At 39.6% G+C, this 23,508-nt stretch carries 20 protein-coding genes and 1 pseudogene; 8 read left to right on the top strand and 13 right to left on the bottom strand.

The genetic code is table 11. The annotated features are described in order from the left end of the window. The first annotated feature begins 79 nt into the window (after window positions 1–79). Entirely contained in the window at window positions 80–1,264 is a 1,185-nt protein-coding gene (locus PNIG_RS07385; RefSeq protein ID WP_089368165.1) for a GGDEF domain-containing protein, read from the top strand. Between the two features lie 225 nt (window positions 1,265–1,489). On the opposite strand, the gene PNIG_RS07380 is transcribed toward PNIG_RS07385, so the two are convergent. Next, the gene (locus PNIG_RS07380) at window positions 1,490–2,158 is read right to left on the bottom strand and encodes a DUF2987 domain-containing protein (protein WP_041454402.1); all 669 of its coding nucleotides are present in this window, start codon (window positions 2,156–2,158) and stop codon (window positions 1,490–1,492) included. Next, window positions 2,151–2,960, bottom strand: a complete 810-nt coding sequence (locus PNIG_RS07375; RefSeq protein ID WP_089368164.1) for a glucosaminidase domain-containing protein — start codon at window positions 2,958–2,960, stop codon at window positions 2,151–2,153. The genes PNIG_RS07380 and PNIG_RS07375 overlap by 8 nt, the downstream gene beginning before the upstream one ends. Before the next feature lie 186 nt (window positions 2,961–3,146). Here PNIG_RS07375 and PNIG_RS07370 point away from each other — a divergent pair, with 186 nt between their 5' ends. Then, window positions 3,147–4,439 carry an anti-phage deoxyguanosine triphosphatase gene (locus PNIG_RS07370; protein ID WP_011327957.1) on the top strand — a complete coding sequence of 431 codons (1,293 nt, stop codon included), beginning with the start codon at window positions 3,147–3,149 and terminating at the stop codon, window positions 4,437–4,439. Window positions 4,440–4,526: 87 nt separating this feature from the next. Here the strand turns inward: PNIG_RS07370 and PNIG_RS07365 are convergent, their stop codons facing one another. After that, window positions 4,527–6,683 (bottom strand): prolyl oligopeptidase family serine peptidase, encoded by a 2,157-nt coding sequence (locus PNIG_RS07365; RefSeq protein WP_089368163.1) that lies wholly within the window; start codon window positions 6,681–6,683, stop codon window positions 4,527–4,529. A gap of 158 nt (window positions 6,684–6,841) precedes the next feature. Here PNIG_RS07365 and PNIG_RS07360 point away from each other — a divergent pair, with 158 nt between their 5' ends. Then, complete coding sequence (locus PNIG_RS07360) at window positions 6,842–7,150, top strand: Mpo1-like protein (RefSeq protein WP_011327955.1); 309 nt, start codon at window positions 6,842–6,844, stop codon at window positions 7,148–7,150. Window positions 7,151–7,367: 217 nt separating this feature from the next. Further along, window positions 7,368–9,950 carry a TonB-dependent receptor plug domain-containing protein gene (locus PNIG_RS07355; RefSeq protein WP_089368162.1) on the top strand — a complete coding sequence of 861 codons (2,583 nt, stop codon included), beginning with the start codon at window positions 7,368–7,370 and terminating at the stop codon, window positions 9,948–9,950. Window positions 9,951–10,059: 109 nt separating this feature from the next. On the opposite strand, the gene PNIG_RS07350 is transcribed toward PNIG_RS07355, so the two are convergent. The 3 genes from PNIG_RS07350 to PNIG_RS07340 all read right to left on the bottom strand — a co-directional run bounded on the left by PNIG_RS07350 (window position 10,060) and on the right by PNIG_RS07340 (window position 13,378). Then, window positions 10,060–11,061, bottom strand: a complete 1,002-nt coding sequence (locus PNIG_RS07350; RefSeq protein WP_255319053.1) for a branched-chain amino acid aminotransferase — start codon at window positions 11,059–11,061, stop codon at window positions 10,060–10,062. A gap of 224 nt (window positions 11,062–11,285) precedes the next feature. Next, window positions 11,286–12,338, bottom strand: a complete 1,053-nt coding sequence (locus tag PNIG_RS07345; RefSeq protein ID WP_058373214.1) for a fatty acid desaturase family protein — start codon at window positions 12,336–12,338, stop codon at window positions 11,286–11,288. After that, the gene (locus PNIG_RS07340; protein ID WP_089368160.1) at window positions 12,335–13,378 is read right to left on the bottom strand and encodes a flavin reductase family protein; all 1,044 of its coding nucleotides are present in this window, start codon (window positions 13,376–13,378) and stop codon (window positions 12,335–12,337) included. The genes PNIG_RS07345 and PNIG_RS07340 overlap by 4 nt, the downstream gene beginning before the upstream one ends. Window positions 13,379–13,605: 227 nt before the next feature. Here PNIG_RS07340 and PNIG_RS07335 point away from each other — a divergent pair, with 227 nt between their 5' ends. Together PNIG_RS07335 and PNIG_RS07325 are read left to right on the top strand one after the other, a co-directional pair. After that, entirely contained in the window at window positions 13,606–13,785 is a 180-nt protein-coding gene (locus PNIG_RS07335) for a DUF6435 family protein (protein WP_041454400.1), read from the top strand. Between the two features lie 453 nt (window positions 13,786–14,238). Next, window positions 14,239–14,661 (top strand): GNAT family N-acetyltransferase, encoded by a 423-nt coding sequence (locus tag PNIG_RS07325; RefSeq protein WP_172459231.1) that lies wholly within the window; start codon window positions 14,239–14,241, stop codon window positions 14,659–14,661. A 29-nt stretch (window positions 14,662–14,690) separates the two neighbouring features. Here the strand turns inward: PNIG_RS07325 and PNIG_RS07320 are convergent. From PNIG_RS07320 to PNIG_RS07300, 5 genes and pseudogenes are all read right to left on the bottom strand, one after another. Next, a pseudogene (locus PNIG_RS07320) lies at window positions 14,691–15,284 on the bottom strand (DUF2238 domain-containing protein). A gap of 42 nt (window positions 15,285–15,326) precedes the next feature. Further along, the gene (locus PNIG_RS07315) at window positions 15,327–16,118 is read right to left on the bottom strand and encodes an SDR family oxidoreductase (protein WP_089368159.1); all 792 of its coding nucleotides are present in this window, start codon (window positions 16,116–16,118) and stop codon (window positions 15,327–15,329) included. 51 nt (window positions 16,119–16,169) lie between these two features. Beyond that, window positions 16,170–16,673, bottom strand: coding sequence for an Mpo1 family 2-hydroxy fatty acid dioxygenase (locus tag PNIG_RS07310; protein ID WP_089368158.1), 504 nt, complete (start codon window positions 16,671–16,673; stop codon window positions 16,170–16,172). An 87-nt stretch (window positions 16,674–16,760) separates the two neighbouring features. Further along, window positions 16,761–17,168 carry a hypothetical protein gene (locus tag PNIG_RS07305; protein WP_089368157.1) on the bottom strand — a complete coding sequence of 136 codons (408 nt, stop codon included), beginning with the start codon at window positions 17,166–17,168 and terminating at the stop codon, window positions 16,761–16,763. Window positions 17,169–17,396: 228 nt separating this feature from the next. Continuing rightward, window positions 17,397–18,350: a LysR substrate-binding domain-containing protein gene (locus PNIG_RS07300; protein ID WP_089368156.1), complete on the bottom strand. Its 954-nt coding sequence runs from the start codon at window positions 18,348–18,350 to the stop codon at window positions 17,397–17,399. A gap of 108 nt (window positions 18,351–18,458) precedes the next feature. On the opposite strand from PNIG_RS07300, the gene PNIG_RS07295 reads away from it, so the two are divergent. Together PNIG_RS07295 and PNIG_RS07290 are read left to right on the top strand one after the other, a co-directional pair. Then, window positions 18,459–19,406 (top strand): sodium-dependent bicarbonate transport family permease, encoded by a 948-nt coding sequence (locus tag PNIG_RS07295; protein ID WP_011327943.1) that lies wholly within the window; start codon window positions 18,459–18,461, stop codon window positions 19,404–19,406. Window positions 19,407–19,829: 423 nt separating this feature from the next. Then, window positions 19,830–20,999, top strand: a complete 1,170-nt coding sequence (locus PNIG_RS07290; RefSeq protein WP_089368155.1) for an MFS transporter — start codon at window positions 19,830–19,832, stop codon at window positions 20,997–20,999. A gap of 131 nt (window positions 21,000–21,130) precedes the next feature. On the opposite strand, the gene PNIG_RS07285 is transcribed toward PNIG_RS07290, so the two are convergent. Further along, window positions 21,131–21,538 carry a hypothetical protein gene (locus PNIG_RS07285; RefSeq protein WP_011327941.1) on the bottom strand — a complete coding sequence of 136 codons (408 nt, stop codon included), beginning with the start codon at window positions 21,536–21,538 and terminating at the stop codon, window positions 21,131–21,133. Between the two features lie 1,224 nt (window positions 21,539–22,762). Continuing rightward, complete coding sequence (locus PNIG_RS07280) at window positions 22,763–23,506, bottom strand: hypothetical protein (protein WP_089368154.1); 744 nt, start codon at window positions 23,504–23,506, stop codon at window positions 22,763–22,765. Window positions 23,507–23,508 lie beyond the last annotated feature (2 nt).

Raw genomic sequence — 23,508 nt, 5'->3', positions numbered from 1 at the left:
TTTTTAAATTTTATAACAGTATATAATACACGGACGCAGCGAATTGCTCTGCCACTTTATATTTAAGAGTACTTACAACATGCTGCACTTACCAACTATAACTAGCCTATCTTTTATTTTCAACTTACTGATAGGTATACTGTTTACTTCTTTTTACCTGCACAAAAAAACAACTAGCTTTTTGTTATTTGGTGGTGCTTGTATCTCGTTTGCCACTGCTATTTTACTTGTGAGCTTTAAAGAAGAGCTAAACCTCCCATGCCTAACTCACTACCTTGCAAACCTATTTATTATACTGAGCCCACTATTACTTGTAATCGGCTTAAATAAGTTTAACAACAAAGCTGTAATAAACTTAACGCCTTTGGCTTACCTTTATGGCTTGTGCGCTTTATTACTCGTGTTTGTATACAATCATGTTTTAAGCCAAATATTAACAAGCTTTATTGTTGCCATTTTATTTTTATACGGCGCTTTTATTTTATTAAAAACACACTGCGTTGCTAAATTACAGCAACGATTACTTATAATAGGCTTAGTAACACATAGCTTAGTGATGTTAGGACAAGTTATTTTATTGTTGCTCCCCTTTATAACCTCAAATAATGATGACTTTAAGCCCCAGTTACACATACTATTAATAGCGCACCTTTTTATTACCACACTCTGCGCTTTAATTTTGCCTTTTATTATTTTTGCAAATTCAGAATCTAAGCTGATTAACTTGGCAAACAATGATTCGTTAACGCAATTATTAAATCGCCGCGGATTTTTCTCTACCTGTAAAAACATTAAAGCCAATACAGCCGATAAAAATCATACCCTTGCTTTAATTATGTTAGATATAGATTTTTTTAAACGTGTAAACGATAAATATGGCCATGATGTAGGCGACCAAGCATTAAAATGGATAGCGCAACATATCAGCCAATTATTTATGAATATTGGCATAACAGCGCGAATTGGGGGAGAAGAGTTTGCAGTATTGCTTAATGGTTATACGCTTGAGCAAGCAAATACCTTGGCAGAGCAATTAAGCTTTAATATTCGTCAGCAACCATTTTATTGTAATGATCAATCCATTCCTCTGTCTGTTAGTGCCGGTGTTAGTAGTACCACTATTAACCAGCTAAATTTAAAAGAGCTACTATTACACGCCGACAAACACCTATACCTTGCAAAAGAAACAGGCCGCGACAAAGTAGTTAGCCAATACGATCACACCTCTTCTCGCAAGCCAACACGTCCGCAATATAATACTTAACCAGAGTTAAGGTTACTAAATAACCTCAACTGCGGATAATAAACCTATCTCAAGCAGCTATTTTCAGCGCTAACTGCGTTGAATTCACTGAAAATCTCTGGCTAGAGAAAATAAAGCTAAATATAACTATGATTCAATACGTTAGTAAATCTCTTAACCAGAGTTAAGGTTACTAAATAAAAAAGCGGCAAAAGCCGCTTTAAATAATTTTTTATAAAATTATATTTATTTAGTTATCCAAGGTGTTACTTTTATAACATCTGCTATATCAGCTAATTCTTTGGTATCGTCTTGCCAATTGTCTGCAACAGCGAAATAGCACACTGATTTTTTACACTCAATGCTTTCATCATCAAAATGCATTGGCTTTTTAAAGGTAACAACTACGCCTTTTTGTTCTGGTAATAAAAACCACATTAATTTGCTAACAAAAAATCCCGATAAATCAGCCAACAGTTCGTCAAGTTCAGTGTGTATAGTAAATAACGACTGTTTAGTAAAGCTTAAACCTTCAAGTTCATTCGCTTCTATTTGTAATTTTAACTGACAGTCATGTACCGGATTTTGCGGTTGCACCACAATAACCGCTTTATCTGTATCAAGTTGCTTATCAAAAGGCAGTAATAATTGCGCTTGTTCGGTGTAATTGAGCGGGTATTCGTTATTTTCGGTTAAAATTGTGCCACTTTTAATTGCACAGGCTTCGTTAGTGCCAATATCGCTAATATAAAAATTAACTCGCGCATATTGAAAATCACCTTTATTAACCACTTTTAAGCGATCGTAAAAGCCATCGTACGACATTACAAACTCTCTAGCAGAGGCATTTAATGCGGTAACACTCAGTAGTGTTAACGACAGTGCTGTCATTATATTTAATACACTTTTATTCATCAAAGTAGGCTCTATTTTGGTTAATCATAGTGTTTAGCTCTTCTATATACGCTTCACCACGCTCTGAATACGACATTAAACCCTGAGTTAATAATGTTGCTGCTATGGGTTGTTGTTCTAAGCGTAGGTTTTCGCGAATAGATCGCAGCTCTTTATAAGCATTATGGGTGTTTATATTTTTAAAGTAAGAACTAACCGCAGCACGCACTGACTTAAACGCAGCCACTTCATGTGCAGCACCGGTATCGCGTCTACCAGGGACCATACCGCAGCCTTTTGAATAACACCACTGGCCAAAAAAGTTCAGGCCAATACGTGCAAATCGCGATGTTCCCCACGCAGACTCATTAGCAGCTTGCATTAGGGCTAGTTCTTTAGGGATCACGTCTACACGGCGAAGTGCTTGTTTAAGCGTAAAGCTATCTATTGTTGTGGGTAGGTCGTACGACTTTAATATTTTAACAATATCATTGCTTTGTTTTTCATCTAACGGTAAGTCGTTTTCAAGCATCATTCGAGCAATTTCTAAATTAGCGCGTTGTTGTAAAATCTTTTTATTTTCGGCTTCTACATGCGGTTTAATAAAGTTAAAAAATGCCCGCTTTTTATCTTTTACATCCGCAAACTCAGAAAACTTTGGTAGCGTTACACTGTGCAGCGGTTTTTCTTTTTTCTTTTGCTTTTTAGATTGCTCTGAACTTGTTTGTTCATCTGAACCACTCTCGTCACTTTGTAAAAAAGGAAACGCCAGTGCCCAAATAAAAAGTGCGGCTAATATAAACTTTATAATGTTTTTTAACATGTACTCTCTCAATAAAACTTTAAATTATGTATGGGTAATGCACATACATACGAAGCGTTATTATACCTAAGCCACTTTATAAAGGCGAACTTTCACTAACTGCGCAAATACCGTACAACGTGTGCACTCGCAATTTATAGTTCATGGGTATATTCTAACGTTATTAACTAATTACGAGTCAGTAGTATGGACAAACAGTGGCAAAGCCGAATTATAGAACAATATAAACACCGCCCTAATGATAATCGCTCACCGTGGCAGGTTGATCGCTCACGTATTATTCATGCTGCTGCGTTTAGGCGTCTGCAAGCTAAAACCCAAATTATGGGTATTGGCTTAAACGACTTTTACCGTACTCGCCTTACTCACTCATTAGAAGTGTCGCAAATTGGCACCGGCATACTGCGCCATTTAAAAGTACAACACAGCGACTTTAGCCATTTTCCGTCAACCGGATTACTAGAAACCCTATGCTTAGCCCACGACATTGGCCACCCGCCGTTTGGTCATGGCGGCGAAATTGCACTTAATTATATGATGCGCGATCACGGTGGTTTTGAAGGCAACGCGCAAACGCTGCGTATTGTTGCCAAGCTTGAACCATACAGCGACGGCCATGGTATGAACCTTACCCGCCGCACCTTATTGGGCTTTATAAAATACCCTGCATTTATAAATAAGCTTTGGCACACTATCCCTAAAGCAAACCCTGAGCGTGCATTTATTAAAGCAGACGATTGGCGACCAGCTAAAGGCTTATATAACGACGATGCGGCTATATTCAATTGGATAGTAGAGCCCTTGAGTCAAAACGATAAAAGCTTGTTAAGTAACCACACGGCAATAGATAAGTACCGCGCTAAAACCAGCTATAAGTCGCTCGATAGCGCCATAATGGAGCACGCCGACGATATAGCCTATGCGGTACACGACCTAGAAGATGCCATAGCCACCAAAGTACTTACTCTTGATGATTGGCAAACCCATGCTTTACCACAACTGCAGGCGCTTAACTTTAGCTGGTTAAACGATATGCTTGAATCACTCACTTTACGACTGTTTTCAAAGCATGATTTTGAGCGCAAAGATGCCATAGGCGAGCTGGTTAATACCTTTATCATTCATATTCATTTAGATGTGCAAAACGAAGCGTTCGAATGCCCTATTTTAAAATACACAGCCAAGCTAGAAACTCAGTACGAAAGTGTACTGCAAATACTTAAACACTTTGTGTTTCAGCGCTTAATTCGCAACCCTAAAATGCAACAAATTGAGTTTAAAGGGCAAAATCTACTGATTGAATTATTTACCGCTTTTGCAAGCGATCCGCTGCGGTTATTACCCGAAACCACGCAAGCCCAGTACATAGAGGCGCAAAAACAAAACCAAGGTATGCGTATTATTTGCGATTACCTCAGTGGTATGAGTGATGAATACGCCTATAAAACCTATCAACGGCTGTTTTCACCTGTTCAATAATGAGTGGCTTATAAACGATTAATAAAAAACCGAGTAAGTTTATTTACTCGGTTTTTTTGTGGTTACTTCACTTTGAAAAAGTCGTAATTAAAGAGACTTAACTCCCATGTTATAAAGCGTAAAGCCATACATATCGGCGTACAAATCAATAATTTTACTCGTTGGTGTGCCTGCACCATGTCCGGCGTTTGTTTCAATACGAATAAGCGTAGGGTTTGTACCCGCTTGTTTAGCTTGTAACTGCGCAGCAAATTTAAATGAGTGCGAAGGCACTACTCTATCGTCATGATCCCCTGTTGTTATCATAGTTGCAGGGTATTCTATGCCCGCTTTTACATTATGCAGCGGTGAGTAGTTTTTTATGTAAGTAAACATTTCTTTGCTTTGCTCACTGGTTCCATAATCGTACGCCCAGCCTGCGCCTGCAGTAAATGTATGGTAACGCAGCATATCGAGTACGCCTACAGCCGGCAGCGCCACTTGAAATAAATCAGGTCGCTGGGTCATAACTGCGCCTACCAATAAGCCACCATTTGAGCCGCCACGCAGAGCTAAGCGCTGTTTAGATGTGTACTTTTTGCTTTGTAAATACTCAGCTGCGGCAATAAAGTCATCAAATACATTTTGTTTTTGTAATTTAGTGCCCGCATTGTGCCACTCTTTCCCGTACTCACCACCACCGCGAATATTGGCGACCGCATACACACCGCCTTGTTCAAGCCAAGCGGCAGTGGTTGGGCTAAAGCTTGGCGTTAAGCTAATATTAAAACCACCATAACCATATAAAATAGTTGGGTTTGAACCATCTAACTTTATACCGTTTTTGTAGGTAATTATCATAGGTACTTTAGTGCCGTCTTTTGAGTTATAAAACACTTGCTCAGAGGTGTAATCGTCACTATTAAAATCAACCCCAGATTTACGATAAACACCCGACTCTCCCGTAGTTACATCAAACGTATAAGTCGTTCCTGGGGTTTTATAATTGGTAAAAGAGTAATACAGCGTTGTTTGCTCTTTTTTGCCACTAAAGCCACCCGCAGTGCCCACACCCGGTAAGGTAATATCGCGAATTAGCTCACCCTTTTTGTTGTACTGTTTCACTTTTGAAATAGCATCAACCATGTAATTTGCAAAAAAGGTATCACCGCCTTTAGTAAGCTTTAATACATTTTCGGTTTCGGGAATAAAGTCTTGCCAGTTTTGCGGGCCAGGATCAGCTGCATCTACCGTCACTACTTTTTGATTTGGGGCATTTAAGTTAGTCACTAAAAACAGCTTGCTACCTTCGTTATCAATAACCGATGTATCTGAGTCAGTGTTTCCTACAATAGTCACAAACTCGCTGTCTTTTTGAGTTAAGTCTTTAATAAATAGCTTATTACCCGAAGTAGAAGTACTGGCAGAAATAAGTAAATAACGGCCATCATGCGTTACATCTGCTCCTACATAACGATGCTTTTGCTCATCGGTTGCGCCAAATACCAGCTTATCGGTTGCTTGATCAGATCCTAAGGTGTGATAGTACACTTTATGTTGATCGGTTTTAGCCGACAACTCACTGCCTTCAGGTTTATCGTAGCTAGAATAATAAAAACCCTCGTTGCCTAACCAGTCTATGCCACTAAATTTCACATCAACTAAAGCCTGCTCCACTTGCTCTTTAGTTTGCGTGTCTATAATAATAATTTTGCGCCAATCACTGCCACCTTGAGATATTTGATACGCGAGTAATGAGCCATCTTTTGAAAACGACAACCCCGACATAGACGTAGTGCCATCGTCGCTAAACGTGTTTGGATCTAAAAACACCTCAACGTCACCACCCTCTTTACTGCGATATAAAACATACTGGTTTTGCAGGCCATCGTTTTTATAAAAGTAGGTGTAATCGCCCTCGGTAAAGGGAGCGCCTATTTTTTCGTAGTTCATTAACTTTTCAAGACGCTGCTTTAACTTATCGCGATAAGGAATTTGCTCTAAATACGAAAAGGTTACCTTGTTTTGTGCTTTAACCCAGCTGGCAGTCTCTGCGCTCATATCATCTTCTAACCAGCGATATGGGTCGGCCAGTGTTTCGCCAAAGTAGTTATCTACTACATTACCCTTTTTAGTTACAGGGTAGTTTACTGAATTTGCTTGGCTCATGGGTGCTTTAGCTTCTTTATTAGTTGCGGTATTAGCTGGCTCTGAACAGCCACTAAGTGCTACAAGAACAGCACATGCTAGGGTTTGTTTAAACATTTATCGTTCCATTATTATTGATTTTTAATAGTAGGCCTAAGTTATTAACTTTAAGCAAGTTTGTCTACCTAGATACGTTCAATACCACTTGTCGCTGTAAACAAGTGTAAATTTAGGCTTTAATAAGATTACGCAGCATAAATAAATAAGAGCAATACATGCCCAGCCCTAAATTTAATAGCTTTAAAGCATTTTACCCCTACTACTTAACAGAGCACCGCAACATTACGTGCCGACGCTTGCACTTTATTGGCAGCACTTTAGTGCTTTTTGTTATTGGCGTAGCGGTGCTTAAATCGCAATACCCTTTATTGTGGTTGTTACCAGTAATTGGCTATGGTTTTGCCTGGGTTGGGCATTTCTTTTTTGAAAAAAACAGACCCGCTACCTTCAAGCACCCTTTTTACAGTTTGTGGGGCGACTGGGTTATGTTTAAAGATATGCTCATTGGAAAAATAAAGTGGTGAGTTATATCTAGTAAACAATGTAGTGAGTTATAGCTAATAAAATAAATTTCTATCATTAACCCCCTCACTTTCAAGTAAACATTATGTTTATTGAATGTTATTCAATTGACTGCCTTTGCTGCTTGGGTATATGTTAAAAGCTGTAATTTTAATTAGCTCAATTGTTACTGCAATTTAACTGAACTAATTTACTGCGTTTTTGAATGAGGGAATCAACATGAATAATAAATTATTATTAAAACTGCAAAAATCAACGCCACTCACTGTGTGCGCGCTAAGCGTATCGGCGGCATTACTGGGCTCTATGTACGCATCTGCTGCTGAGCAAGACACCCAAGCCGAGGCAAATATTGAAAAAATTAGTGTTATTGGCTCGCGCCGACTAGGCCGAACTCTAGAGGACAGCCCAGTTCCAATTGATATTATTGGTGCCGATTCGCTTAAAAACTCAGGCCAAACCGAAACCAACGCCCTGCTTAGTAGCTTACTGCCTAGCTTTAACTTTCCGCAAGCATCACTTACCGATGGTAGTGACCATGTACGCCCAGCTCAACTGCGTGGTTTAGCACCCGATCATACCTTAGTCCTTGTTAATGGTAAGCGCCGTCATAGTAATGCGCTACTTAATTTAAATGGCTCAACGGGTCGAGGCTCATCATCGGTTGATTTAAATGCTATTCCGGCCAATGCTATTGCCCGAATTGAGGTACTGCGTGATGGCGCTGCTGCACAATATGGATCCGACGCAATAGCCGGTGTTATTAATATTGTACTTAAAAGTGCCAGTAGTGGCGGTTCTGTATCGGCTATATATGGCGCAAACATGACCGAAATGGATGGCGTGCCTGAACTTAAATCGGTATCAGAAGATGCCAATGGTAATTTAGCCTTTAACGAAGGGAGCGACCGTTCATTAACCGATGGTCAAACGTTAACACTGCAAGGCAATATGGGATTTGAGCTAGGCGATAACGGTTTTTTAAATATATCTACCGAATATCGCGATCGTCATTCAACCAATCGCTCTGACTACGACCAACGTGAAAACTACGCTCGTTTAGATGATGGCTCCGTAAATGGCGCACTCGATCCACGCGAGTTAACCTGGGATCGCTACAATCATAATTTTGGTAATGGTAATGTAGAAGACTTTTCTGTTTTTTATAACGCAGGATATGAGCTAACAAATAACGCTGAACTGTATTCTTTTGGCTCTTATAGTAAACGTGAAGGCGAAGGTGGAGGTTTTTACCGCCGCGCGCAAGATGATCGTAACGTCACCGAAATTTACCCCGACGGCTTTTTACCGGTTATCACCTCTGATATAAATGACTTTTCTCTCGCATTGGGCGTTAAAGGCTTTGTGAGTGAGTGGAATTACGATGTATCTGCCGTATACGGGCTAGATGACTTTGAATTTGGTGTAATAGATAGCGTAAATACCTCGTATGGGCCAAGCAGCCAAACACGTTTTGATGCCGGTACACTTACCTACGACCAACTTACGCTTAATGTTGATTTTAGCCGCGAGGTTGATGTCGACTTTTTAGCCAGCGGCTTAAACATTGCTGTAGGTGCTGAGTACCGCCGCGAAGGCTACGAAATTCAAGCAGGCGAAGAAGCCTCTTATGCCCAAGGTACATTTGGCCCTGGTGGTGCAGTAACCGATCCAGTGAACGGCCCATTTGGTTCAGCAGGCTCGCAAGTGTTCCCTGGCTTTACCCCTGAATCGGCAAGCGATAACAGCCGCCATAATGTAAGCTTATACGTAGATTTAGAAGCCTACATTACCGACAACTGGAACTTAACCGTTGCAGCGCGTTACGAAGATTACTCTGACTTTGGTGATACCTTAAACGGTAAAATTGCCACACGTTATACACTAACCGAAGATTTAGCGCTGCGCGCCTCAGTATCAACCGGTTTTAGAGCGCCTTCGCTACAGCAACAACATTTTACTTCAGTTGCTACTGTATTTGTTGATGGTGAACCCACACAAACCGGTACTTTTGCACCCAGCAGTAACGTTGCAAAAGCACTCGGATCACCTGGCCTAGATGCCGAAGAAGCCACCAACTATGGAATAGGCTTTACTTGGTCAACCGACTTTAATTTCAGCTTATCGGTAGATTACTATCAAATACTTATTGATGACCGTATTGTACTGTCGAATAACTTATCTGGCGCTGCTATTGCCGATTTACTCGAAGGTACAGGGGCTAATCAAGGACGATTTTTCTTAAACGCTATTGATAGTAAAACTCGCGGTGTTGATGTGGTTGCTTCATATAACCTAATTACAGATAACTACGGCGATGTAGCATTTAATTTAGGCTTTAACTATGGCAAAAACCAAGTAACAGACATTATTGCCCCACCTGCAGAGCTGCAAGGCGCTGGGTTTGATCAAGACAACTTATTTTCTGGTAACGAACTACGTCGCTTTGAAGTAAGTACCCCGCGTAATAAATATAACTTAAGCGCGGTTTGGACTATGGATGATTGGCGTGCCACCCTACGAAACACTCGCTACGGCGAAACCCAAGATCCATCGGATATTGCACAGCGTAACGAGGTTTTAAAACCTAAATGGATCACCGATTTAGATGTAGCCTACGCAGTAACTGACAATGTATCGGTAAGCTTAGGTGCTAATAATATTTTTGATGTATACCCAGATCCAACCCGCGACCTAGTTGATGACGTAACTACATTCTCACGCTTATTTTCGTACTCAAGCTTTTCGCCATTTGGTTTTAATGGCCGCTACGTTTACGGCAAAATAGAAATGAGATTTTAATCCGCTAAGGTGTAAAGCTATTTAACCTAAGCGCTAATTAAATAGCAAAAATACAAAAGCCACCTAATTAAAGTTAATTAGGTGGCTTTTTAGTGGGTTAAATTAAAAACTAAATTTTAGTTAACCAACCGTGTGTATCTGCAGTTTTACCCCATTGAATATCGTTCAATGCTTGGCGCAGGCGTGCCGTAGTTGGGCCAGCTTCGCCGTTACCAACTTGGTATTCTTTATCATTATGAATAAACGTGCCCACTGGTGTTAATACTGCCGCAGTACCCGAAAGTGCTGCTTCAGTGCCCGGTTTAGCTGCGCGCTCTAAAAGCTCAGTAACGCTAAAGTCACGCTCGCTTACCGTCATACCTAAGTCTTTAGCTATGGTTAAAATACTATTACGGGTAACGCCATGTAAAAACGTGCTATCGAGCGCTTTAGTAATAATTTCGTTGCCATCAATTAAAATAAAGTTAGCTGCACCGGTTTCTTGTACGTCGCCACCTGGACAAAATAAAATTTGATCTGCCTGATGCTTAGTACGTGCTGCTGAAATTGGTCCTAGTGCACTGGCGTAGTTGCCACCACTTTTTATCATGCCCATGTGCGGCGCACAGCGCATACCATCTTCTTCAAGTAATACGCGCAGTGCCGTTGCACCGCCACTAAAGTAATCTCCTACTGGCGATAACAAGGTATATAGCAATGAGCTCATTGAAGGCGCAGCGGCTTTACCAATTGCGGCCTCAGTACCAATATGCGTTGGGCGAATATACATAGAGCCCGGTGGTAAAGGCGTTTCATCTGCATATTGGCGCACAATATCAATAATCATGGTTTTTAGCATCTCGCCATCAACACTTGGTAAACTAAGCAATTCAGAACTCTGCTGCATGCGCGCAATGTTTGCATCCATTCTAAAAATATAGACTGAGCCATCTTCATGGCGAAAGGCTTTTAAGCCTTCAAAACATGTGCTTGAATAATGTAAAACGTGAGCGCCAGGATGCAGTTCAAGCTTATCAGAAGGGACAATTGAGCTTTCGCTCCATTTATTATCAGAAAAACGAGCTTGAATCATCTGCGGCATAAACACAGTACCAAATGCGGCCATTTTAATCTCTCTTGTGTGGTCTATTTTTCTCCATTGTATGACAACCAACTACTACTTAACCATAGCAAAACAGCCTGTTTTTTAATTAATTAGAAGAATTTTTTGCATGTAGTGATGGTTATTTAATCAAAAAAGCCATTTTCAACACTTTAATGCAATAATCAGCTAACGCCTTTACGCTAACCGATTATTTAATGCAGGCATTACCGTTACAGCTACTTTATTAATCATTATTTAAAAGAATACCGAAATATACGCTTTAACACCGAGGCATATTGACTAAAAAACCCACCAGTATTGTAGGCAATGCCTTGTTTTTGCAATACTGCTTGTACTTGCGGTGCCACTTCTTGATAACGCGACGAAGGCATATCTGGAAACAAGTGATGCTCAATTTGAAAACTCAAATGCCCGGTTAATACATGAAACCAACGCGGCCCTTTAATATTTGACGAGCCCAATACTTGGCGGTAATACCACTGCCCTTGGCTTTCGTTTACACAGTCTTGTTCTTTAAAAGTATGGGTTTGCTCAGTAAAGTGACCACAAAATATTATGGTCGACGTCCATAAGTTACGAATTAAATTTGCTACTAAGTTACCCGCTAATACCCACAAAAATAATGGCCCAGCAAGTAACGGAAATATCACATAATCTTTAATTAATTGGCGCGCGCCTTTACTAAAAAAGCGCTGTTTTAAGGTGCTATGCAATACGGCACCATCGCGGTGTGGCTTCTTTTTACCTATAAACACGCGCTCGCCTGCCAGTTCGTGATACGACACTCCCCATTGAAACAACACACTTAAATTTAAATAGGTTATAAATTGCCACGTGTTTTTTAAACGCCATTTAAAATCGTCACTTAACCTTAATAAGCCATAACCAAAATCGCGGTCTTTACCTATAATATTGGTGTATGTGTGGTGCTCAAAGTTATGCACTCGGTGCCAACTTTGTCCATCGCAGGCTATGTCCCATTCATAGTTTTGTGAATTAAGTTGCTTGTCGTTCATCCAATCGTACTGGCCATGCATTACATTGTGGCCAATTTCCATATTATCTAAAATTTTAGCAAGGGCGAGTAACAGCACACCCACAACCCACAGTAATGGCACAATAAAACCAAGCATAAGTAAAATACGCCCGCTCCATTCGCATACTCGCTGTTTACGTACAACAGCGCGAATATAATCAGCATCTTGCTGGCCTACTTTGCCAAGGGTATCCATTTTTATGGCATTTAATTCTTTTTCTAATTGCTCAAAGTTAATGGTTTTCATAATTGTAGCTCCAAATCACTTACCGCTTGGCTTACGCAAAGTTGAATTAACTGCTCGCCGCTATCACTTAATTCACCGGTTTTTAAATTGCGTACCACGCCTGACTTTTTAATACATTGGCACTGATGGCAAATACCAATGCCGCAACCGCGTTTAACGGGTAGCTTTTTTTCTTCAAACTGAGTCAGCAAAACATCGTTGCCCAACACCACATGCGCGCCACTGTTAATTTTTACATTAAATTGGCTGTCGTCTTTTAAGCGCGGCAACGCTAAACCAAATGCCTCTTGGTAGTAATTTAAATCATGCTTTATAGCAAAGTCACTCACCGTTTGCATAAAGGCTGCAGGGCCACAGCAATAAATATCGGGGTTTTCCCATGGTTTAATATTGCAGGTTATATCGCTTGATTGCTCGCGCGTTAATAATAAAAACGAAAAATGCGCAAACCGTGCAGCCAGTTCACCCAACTCATCAACACATTGATGCTCAGTTACTTTTGCGTAATACACTAACAACACCTTTTGCGTTGTTTGGCTTAGGTAATCATCAAGCATAGCCAGCATGGGAGTAATGCCCGACCCACCAGCAATAAAAGTGGCCGGTGTATGTGTGCTTTTAAATACAAAGTCGCCGTTTGGCGCAGAAATACTGCACCACAAACCCGCTTTTAAGGTGTTATTTAGTAAGCCTGTAAAGCGCCCTTGTGCATTCGTTTTGATTAGTAAACGCACTAAGCCTGTGTTTTTAAATTGCTGAGCGCTTGAAGCAACAGTAAAAACACGCGTTAATAATCGCCCGTTAATTTCAAGGGTTAAACTTATATGCTGCCCAGCAGTATGCTTAGGCCATTGTTTACTTGGCTTAAGTTGCACACTTAAAAAACTCCCATTAAGGCTAACTGCGTCAACTACTTGCGCTCTATATTGCCCAGCGCGCCATGCGGGTTTAAACACCTGCATAATTGGCTCTATATAACTGGCAAAACTTTGATGGTGTAAAAACCATTTTGAAAATTGATCTAATATTTGCGTGATCATAAGCACTTAATTCTCTATTGCGATTCAAAACACTTTAGGCTTACACGTGTGCGCCCAAACTTTCAGCGCACAAGTGTACGCTCAATATTTGTGATTTCAACCCTGTTAGAGTAATTATTCAATATTTAGCTGCAGGACTAATTTATACTTTAATAATCGATTTTCCACGCGGCATCGTATGTATACTCAATCAAGCAAATACATTAAAAGTAATTAAGAGAGTAAGCATGTTTTCGATATTTAAATCAGATCCAAGCAAAAAACTACGCAAAGAGTACGACGCAAAATTAGAGCAAGGCATGCAGGCACAGCGTAAAGGCGATATTAAAAGCTACGCTATGTTAAGCGCCGAGGCCGAAAAAATTTGGAGTGAAATAGAAACTCTTGAGGCTAAAAAAGCTAAGTAAATGCATATAGTTAAACGCGGCTCTTTGCATTAAAAACACCGGGCAGCGTTTAGTAAAATAACTCATAAATTTAAACTTTCTTTTTATACCGCTGTGGTATTTTCTGATTACTTTCAAGTAAAAGCAGCAAATAAGTATTAATCAGCCTCCCCACCCCAAAAAAACCACTTAAAAACTTAACTACTAAATAAATCCCACTCAATAAAACCAAATAAATTATTAAGCGACAACTACTGCGCATTAAAACCGTATTTATATTTTGCCCTATAACCTTATTAAAAGTTGTTTTAGGCATAACAGTAAAACTTATTTTATACCCCGCATAAACAATTGTTTACATAGACGTTTTTAAGTGAAATTATTGAACAATATAATACACGCTATTTTGGGGTGTGATAACTCAAAAAGTGGGACTCATTATCCATATAAGTAATTAAAGCAGGGAGATTTGCAGTGATTTCATATCAAGCAACAGTCGATCTTTATGCATCGGTAGATATTACATATAAAAATATGCGTTCATACTATGAATATTATTCGGTTTGCTGGGAACAATCTAATATACAAGAGCAAATTGTAGACTTAGAAAATTGGGATATTCTTTATAATACTTCGCTCGTTGGCGCAATTCGTTTAGCCTTTGATAATGAAGGATGTTATATCCGAGATATACAGGTTAGTGAGAAATTTCAAAATAAGGGAATTGGGGCAGCTGCTCTAGCAGAGTGCGAACGATTAGCGATTAAAGCTGGTGTTAATTTACTTAGACTACGAGTTTTTAAAATTAGCCCTGCGTATCATCTGTATACGAGAAATGGCTTCGTAATAGACAAAGAAGAAGACCGGTTTTTCTATATGTCACGAAAGATCTATTAACAAGCGCTATAAAGCCTAAGCATAATAACTCATCCATAATCTTTAACGCTTTTTAGCTGCTTGTCGTGTACTTTAGAAAGCACTAATAGCGAGCAAATAGCACCTAATAGTGCTAATCCCATATCTGATTGGGTATCCCAAATATAACCCTGAGTGCCTAAAAATGCTTCGGCATTTTCGCCGCTCAACAATGCCACCCACCACTCTAGTAGCTCATAAAAAGCACTAAAGGCTAAGCATATCGAAATAATAAACGTAATGAGCCACCCTTAGCCATTAACTACATTTTTACGCAGTAAAATTTCGCGTGCTAGTAATGCAGGTACAAAGCCCTGAAAAAAGTGCCCTACTTTGTCGTAGTTATTGCGCTCACTGCCAAATAAATTATCGAATAGCGGTACTTCAGCATAGGTGTAATGGCCGCCTACCATCAACACAATACAATGCGCTAGAATAAACCAATATAAAATAGGGGTTAACTTAAATTGTTTATAGGTACCAAGCATAATTACCACACCAATAATGGCTGGTAGCACTTCTAAAAACCAAGTAAATTGATCTTTTGGGTTTATGCCCGACCAGATCAGCACGCTAAAAAATAATCCGAGCCATATATACTTTATTATCATTTTTATACTCAACTATAGCTTTCTTGAATTTTGGTATTATTTAAAGTTAACTTTAGCTGTTAAACGGTTAAATAAACGCGGAAAAAAGCGTTTAATGGTAGGAGCCCAACCACTTAAGCCTTGGCCAACAATCACTTCATCTTTTTTGCTATTAATAGCGTTAATCATTTTTGATGCGGCTACTTTAACATCCATGCCATTTTCTATAGCTTGCTCAGATTTATTTTGTGCAACACCTTGCGGGTTTAATGAGTTGTGCGCAATCGCGGTTTTTATAAAACCTGGGCAAATTGTTAAACAATGAATGTTATGCTCTTTTACTTCTGCGCGCAGGCAATCCATAAACCCCACCACAGCAAATTTAGTGCCTGAGTAACCGGTTCTTAGTTTAGAGCCTACCTTTCCTGCCACACTACTTATAGCCACAACCGAGCCACTTTTTCTTGCAACCATAGAGGGCAGTACCGCTTTAGTTAATGCCACTAAACCAAAATAGTTAACCTCCATTAATTGGCGGTACACTTTAAAGTCGTTTTCTAAAAATAAGCTACGCTGCGATATGCCACCGTTATTAATTAAAATATCGATTGCGGGCAACTCATTTATTGCCGCGGTAACTTTACTTAATACTTCTTCGGGCTTTGCTAAATCGAGTGGCAATATTAAATGCCCTTCTCCTTTTAGTTCAGCCTTAAGCGCTGTCAGTTTTTCAACATTACGCGCCGATAAAATAACGCTAGCACCTAGCTCTGCAAACTGTATTGCCAGCTCCTTACCTATGCCCGATGACGCACCGGTGATCCACACTGTTTTATTATTATAATTCATACTTTGTTACCGTATTTTTATGCTTTAGTTACAGCACGTTAGTTATTGTGTTTATGGCTTGGTCGGGCCAGCAATGTCGGTTACTTGCTGCTCTAGCTTTTTATAACAGCCCAACATAAATAATAGCTCTGCAGTTACATACAAAGGGCCAATAATAAGCCCCGATATATCATCTATAAACGCGGGTTTTTTACCTTCAAAATAGTGGCCAGCAAACTGTAAAATCCAACCAAATACAAACAGTCCTATACTAATCGTTAACCAAGGAGTAAATGCCATAGCTGCAATAGGTTGCGCGCCCACAAGTAATATAGTTAATAGCACAGCCATAATAAGACCCAACGACACACTCAACATTAAATAATACACAACTGATACAAATACAATAAGTTGTCCGCCATCTATAACAAGGCCTCCCAACGGGATCTGAATGCGCGCCAATAAACACAATACGGCAAATACAATGAGCGGAATACCTAACAGGTGGGTGAGTACATTGCGTTTTGAGCGGTGATAAAGCCCGTAGTTACCTAGTTGCTGCTGCAGGGTTTTCATTAGTAATCCTTGTTTATTTTTGTTATAAGTTTTTACCTTAGCAAAAGTAAGCACAATAACAATGCAAACTATTCAATATTATGTAAATTAAACAAGTGCAGAAATTATTTTACCCGGCTCATGCTGAGGTTTCATATCCATTCGATCGCGCCCTTGTTGGTATTCTTGCTCAAGCATTTTTTCAAGTTCGTTAATTTTATCTGCAATTACATCAAGATCAGCGCCTTGCGCTTGTAACTCTTTAGTCAGCTCCTCTATTGCCGCTTTTAGCTCGTCTATTTTGTCTTTATTTACACCTAAACGCTGATAAACAAGCGCTTCTTGAGCTTTTTCTAAAAATGATTGCTCTTTAGGGGCTGAGTTTATGCCTTTAACATCACCTGCTTTTTCATCAATGGGGGGATTGATTGCCGCAACTTCGCTTGGGCTTGCCGCTTTAGTTACACTAGAGGAGTTATAGTTACTGTATTGATTTTTAAACGTTATTGTTGTCATTAGCTCAAACCCATTGCTGCGTTACAAGCTATGCAGCAATTTTAGTTCCAACTAAGTAAAAAAGCCCTAACAAAATCTAAACTTAAACCTTACTTAGCTTTATTTAAAATAAAACCAAAATAATAAATAGTTAGAGCTAAGTATTATGGGTCTTTTTATAACCATGTATTGATAGCAATATAACTATTATAAGTAGTTATATTGCAACATAACGACTGCTTATTTAATTTAAGTTTTAGGTTCTAAATGTAATCTATGGAGTTCATTACGCACCCATTTTGTATCGAGGTAATGCTCTAAATTAGCTTGGGCAAACTTTAAAAAGCTGCGCGCTGCGTGCGAAATGTGTCTGTCGGTACGCATTACAAAGTACCATTGGCTGGCTATATCGGTGTCGATCACATGCAGTTTTGTATAGCTATTATCACCTTTTGGTAAAACATGATGCGACAGCAAGCTAATTCCCATACCCGACGACACTGCAACCCGTATGGCTTCGTTACTCGCCATTTTAACGCCGTCGCTAAGTACTAAGCCCCTACTTTGTAGCTCACTTTCAAATAGCATACGTGTGGCAGAACCATTTTCACGCAGTAAAAATCGATATGGCATTAAGTCCGCCAACGTTACGTTTTTTTTATTCAATAGAGGATGATTATTAGGCACTATAAATTCTAATGGATTATGTAAAAACCGAGCTGCTTGGGCTTGCTCTAACGATGGTGGGTGGCTAAAAACGTAAATATCGTCTTCTCCACGCTCAAAGCGAGCTAATACCTCTTCGCGATTGCCTATTTCCAGCGGTAACTCTACATGCGGATGCAAATTACTATATGGGCCGAGTAATTTAGGCAAAATATATTGCGCCGTATTTACCATGGCAATTTTACACCGCCCTCGCTCGCCTCCACGTAATTCGGCTAAAAAATCTTGGTAATCTTCAAAATGAGCAAACACCTGCTTGCAGGTTCTAAATAGCTCAAGGCCAGCCTCGGTTACCTGTAACTTTTGCTGTTGCATAGTTATTAGTGGCTCTCCTATTTCTTCTTGTAAGCGCTTTATTTGAAGTGAAACAGTAGGTTGCGTTAAATAAAGCTGCCTTGCTGTTTCACTTAACGAGCGGGTTTTTACTACACTCATAAACACTTCTAGTAATCTAAACGATATATGCCTTAAATCCATACCCACCTCATAGATAGTTATCTATACATAACCACTGTTCATTTTATTATTTACTATACAAAGTTTTCTCTACAATAGCGCCACTTAATTTTATAGCTAGGAAACACCGTGCCCGATATTGTTGTTATGTTTTTTATATTAGGTTTAATCGCCGGACTTATACACTCTGATCTTGCTATACCCAAAGCCACTTACGAAACCCTAAGCTTACTGCTAATGCTTACTATTGGTTTAAAAGGCGGTATGGTTTTACACGGTAATTTAAATTGGCAGCTACTCCCTGAAATGGGGGCCATTATGCTGCTTGGGGGGCTTATTCCTTTAATGCTGTACCCTATTTTAAAGTACGTTATTACACTTTCTCATGCTAATAGTGCCAGTATTGCGGCGCATTATGGCTCTGTTAGTGCGGGTACATTTGCTGTTGCGCTTGCCTACGCAGAGTCGTCTAGTTTGGTTGTAGGCGCTGAAGTAACTTTGTATTTAGTGATGCTAGAGCTGCCGGCCATTATTGTTGGCCTGCTAATATATAGAAAATTTAATAAAGAAAGTGCGCCAGCTAAAAAGCTGTCTTTAAAAGCGGTTTGGCACGAAGCGCTAACCAATAAAAGCGTTATTTTACTCGTTGGCGGTGTAATTATTGGCATAATGTATGGCACGCAACAAGGTAGCCAAGTTACCAGCTTATTAACTAACGGCTTTAAGGTTGTACTGGCATTATTTTTACTTGAAATGGGTTTAACCGCAGCGCAAACTTTGCGCCCTGTGCCTTGGCATCATTGGAAGTTAGCTTTATTTGCTATTATTACCCCTTTATTTTTGGGCACGCTTGGCGTAGCAGTCGGTACACTTTTACACCTGGAAATGGGTTCAATTGTAGTTTTAGGGAGCCTAGTTGCCAGTGCCTCATACATTGCAGCGCCTGCAGCCATAAAAGCCGCTATTCCAGAAGCGAATATTGGCCTTGCTATGCTGTGCTCTTTAGGTATTACCTTTCCGTTTAATGTTTTAATAGGTATTGGTTTGTATCATCAATTAGCGCTGCTAATGCAGTAATCAAACGTTTAGTTTTAACTCAGCTGCATAAATTAAAACCGCTCGTTTACAACACATAAAAGTAATCGTTTTAAAGGCTGTTACTTTTATTTGTTGTGCCGCAACTGTTTATAACTTAAAAACATTTACTAATGGTTTGCTCAATAGCTTAAATTTATTGCTCTTATCGCATTAAACCAAGCAAATAAAATAACAAAAACCATACAATTTTAATACGTTTAAAACACAAACACGTCGCAATTGTGCGCTTATTTTACGTAATTGTGCAGTTAAAAATTTATTTTCATTGATTAATAAAAAATCACTTTACTTCCTTTCAAAAGAGTCCTACATTCGCCGCAAAATCAACCAACATTAAATAATCGCCCTAAAACATAGTCGGTAAACAGCGTTTATTTATGACCTTAAAATCGGATAATTCTAATGATAGAATTCGTTGCTACTAGCAAGTCAAATAACCCGTTAGCACCTGTTATCGGTTTGTCTTTTTTTGCTATAGCTTCTGGCTTTTTAATGAGCCTGATCCCGCTATCGCTATCGGCATTTAAACTCGATGTAGATCTTGCCCCATGGCTAGCGAGTGTATTTTATTTTGGCTTACTTATTGGCGCTACATGCATTGAACGCATAGTGGTAAAAATAGGCCACAGGTTTGCTTTTATTTTATTTCTTAGTTTATTAATTTTAAGTGTTCTTGCTCAGCTAGTTATGCCTAAAGCTGGGGTTTGGTTAATGGCGCGTTTTGTTGCCGGTATGGCCGTTGCAGGTGTATTTGTGGTGGTTGAATCGTGGTTATTAATGACCAACACGCCTAAAGCTCGTGCTAAACGTTTAGGCCTTTACATGACCTCGCTTTATGGCGGCAGCGCAGTAGGCCAACTTGCTATAGCACCGCTAGGCACGGTAGGTGCTGTGCCCTACTTATTTGTAGTTGGTTTATTATTGCTAGCAATTTTAGCACCGTTATTAATTACATCAGGCCAACCAGATAGCCAAGAACTACAAAAACTGCCATTAAAAGAAATTAAAACCCTTAGCCGCCCAGCAATATTAGGTTGCTTAGCGTCGGGGCTATTACTGGGGCCAATTTACGGATTAATGCCTGTATATATCGCAGCACAAAGCGAGCAAGCTCAATATACAGGTTTGTTAATGGCAATTATTATTCTTGGCGGCATGTTAGTACAGCCACTTGTAAGTTACTTATCTACTCGTATGGGTAAAAACTTACTCATGGCAATGTTTTGCTTTTTAGGTGCAGCAAGCGTGTTAGGTATATTGCAAACAACCAGCTTTAGCGGCTTAGTTGTTAGCTATTTAGTGTTAGGGGCAGCAAGTTTTGCACTTTACCCTATTGCCATTACGCTCGCCTGCGACTCTTTGCCTATGGCTAAAATTGTATCAGCAACCGAAATCATGCTTTTAAGCTACAGCCTAGGCTCTGTGCTAGGCCCAATGCTTGCAGCTAACTTCTCTGATGCAAGCGATGGTATTTTACTTTATTTAGGCGGCTGCTTAGCCACCACCTGTATTTACATGCTAATTAAAAGCATGAAAGACATTCCAACAGGCAGTACACCCGTTGCAGGCTAAGCTAGCAACCACATAAATTAGTGATACAAAAATGCCGCTCAGTAAAATGAGCGGCATTTTTTGTTATTCACAATTAATAAGAATACTTTAGAAAGGCATCGCCCTTTTTAATCTTTGCTATTTAATGCTTCTTATAAAGATAGCTCTTGTTTAGCGCGCGTTAAATTATGAGATACAAGTGCGTTTTTATTAAGCTGCACTGCCTCGTATAAATCAGCGATTGCAGCAGTCTCGTTATTTGCTTTTAAACGTGCAACACCACGGTTACTTAACGCGTACGATGTAAGCTGGCGTAGTTTAAATTTAGAGCCTTGTGCATTATTTAATAGTGCAATTGCTTGTGTACACACGGCTTCAGCTTCAGCGTAATTTTTTGACTTAACGTTAAGCGCACAGCTGTTAAACGATTGCTCCAACTGCTGTGGTGCAGTTGCGGTTTCAATAACCATTAATTTGTAATCACTTTGCTCAGCCATTGCAGCAGCTGAACATGTAAGTAGTGAGCTAAGAGCGATAGTTTTGATAAGTGTTAATTTCATGGTCATAGTCCTATTAGTTAAGTCGTGCTTGTTGCCGACAACTGAACTTTAGAGAATTAACACAAAATCGACAAACGATTAAAATAAATTCGATAGGTGAATTAAACTAACCTATAGACTTTAGTCTAGTGATGATTCATTAATTTACTCTCATATAATTTATCTAGTTGTCGTAGCCCCTCTACTTACTTTTTGCTTCACTTATGCTTAAAAAGCAAGCACATCATTTTTCACCCAAAACTATAAACTCCCCCGCCCATATGCCATAATCTAAATAATTCATAATTTTAGTAACTTGGCGCTATTTTTGGCGCTTTAAAGTTAACTACTCAAGGTTTTACGCATGGCATATCAAGAGCAAAATCAACCTACAATATACTGGCACGATTATGATAATTCCCATGTAAAACCTTGTTTTTAAAAACCTATTACTTTACCTTCAACTAATTTATACACACTTTTATACACACTGCTTTCGTTTTCTAAAATAAAAAAGGGCATTAAGCCCTTTTTCAATTCAACAACTCCTGATTTATAGACTCGCTATTATTTAAAAGCCTTTGCAGTGCTGAGTCCAATAGTTGGTGCTTCAGTTCTGTGTAATTTTCGTCTCTGATTAATAGGGTTAATACAGCCAACATTTCTGTGTTTAGTTTTGCGATTCGATCTAGCTTTTCCATTATATTTAAAATACCTATTTTGTGACTTACATCTAAGCTAACCTGCTTTTCAGATCGCGCAATAGGGTTTTTTCGAAAAAATTACACTTTTTTTAATTTCAGTTTTGCTTTCACTTAAACTACTGTTTTGTAATGCTTTTTAATAATCCGTGAAAACTCCTTTGATCTTTAAAACGTCACGTAAACGAGCTAAGTTATTGTTTAGCAATTCTATTTTGTTTTATTTCTTATAAATTACAGGGGCTTAAACTGTAAAACAGTGAAATTAATCACGATCTTTTCAGATCCTTGATCCGCTAAGAACCTTATACAGGGCGCTGGCTGGCGTTTGAAATGAAGTACTTTAAAACTGTAAAAAAATAACGATAAAGAGCGCGCAGGAGGGTGAGGAAGAGTGCGGATTCCGTCACTTACATTCTGTGTGGAGCTGGTTTATGTGGCTTAAACTTACCTTGCTTGTATTGGCGTTGTTATCTTAGCTGCAGTGAGTGGCAGGCAATAAAAAACCCAGCGCTTGGCTGGGTTTGATTGTGGGGCTTGTGTGTTACTTTGTTATTGGGTCGAGCCTAGATTTTTGGGCGCTTGCTTCATCTGCTTTACTTGTAAACACTGCAGCTGTTGTTGGTGGTGCCATTGTTGGGCTGTGTTTATGTGTTGCGCATTCTGTTGCTATATCTTTTACTGTGGCCATTAACTCTGATAGTAGTTTGAGTACGTTTTCGCTGTCGCTGCCTATCCATGTTTTAGGGCTTTTATGCTCTTGCTCTTTGGTTGCTATTACTTTGCGGCTTTCACATTGTAGGTCGGCTAATTTACCGATGATGTCTTTTAATGACTCGTCGGTTTTGTTTTCAAAGTTGCCGTGCTCATCTATGTGTTGGTATACACCTTCGCGTACTTGAGTGCGGGTTTCACCTTCTTTGATTGCGGGTAGGTCCCAACCAAAGGGTAGAACTGTTCTAATGAATGGTTTATCGGCTCGGCCATAGGCAAAGCCAATTTCTACAATTGAATTAATAGCCGGCGGTTCTAGTCGGCCTGCTTTATCGCCCGCGCCTGGCAATGGTAACGGCACGGCTTGAAGTGGTTTTGATTTGGTGTCTGTGCCGTTTTCGTCAATGAGTTGAACGTTTGCGGCATAGCGTGGGTAAAATGCATCGCTACCGCGTTCGCCATCCTCTAAAGGTAGTTCGGGCAATGCAACCACTCTGCCCCAGCGCGGTAAATGTAATTGGCCCGTTAGTTCTGGAAACAACCGGCGCACAATTCTTAATATTGCTTTTTCCATCG

Origin of the sequence: Pseudoalteromonas nigrifaciens (assembly GCF_002221505.1) — a bacterium.
GTDB lineage: Bacteria > Pseudomonadota > Gammaproteobacteria > Enterobacterales > Alteromonadaceae > Pseudoalteromonas > Pseudoalteromonas nigrifaciens.
Note: the sequence above shows the minus strand (reverse complement) of the source record. Positions and strands in the feature narration are given on the sequence as shown.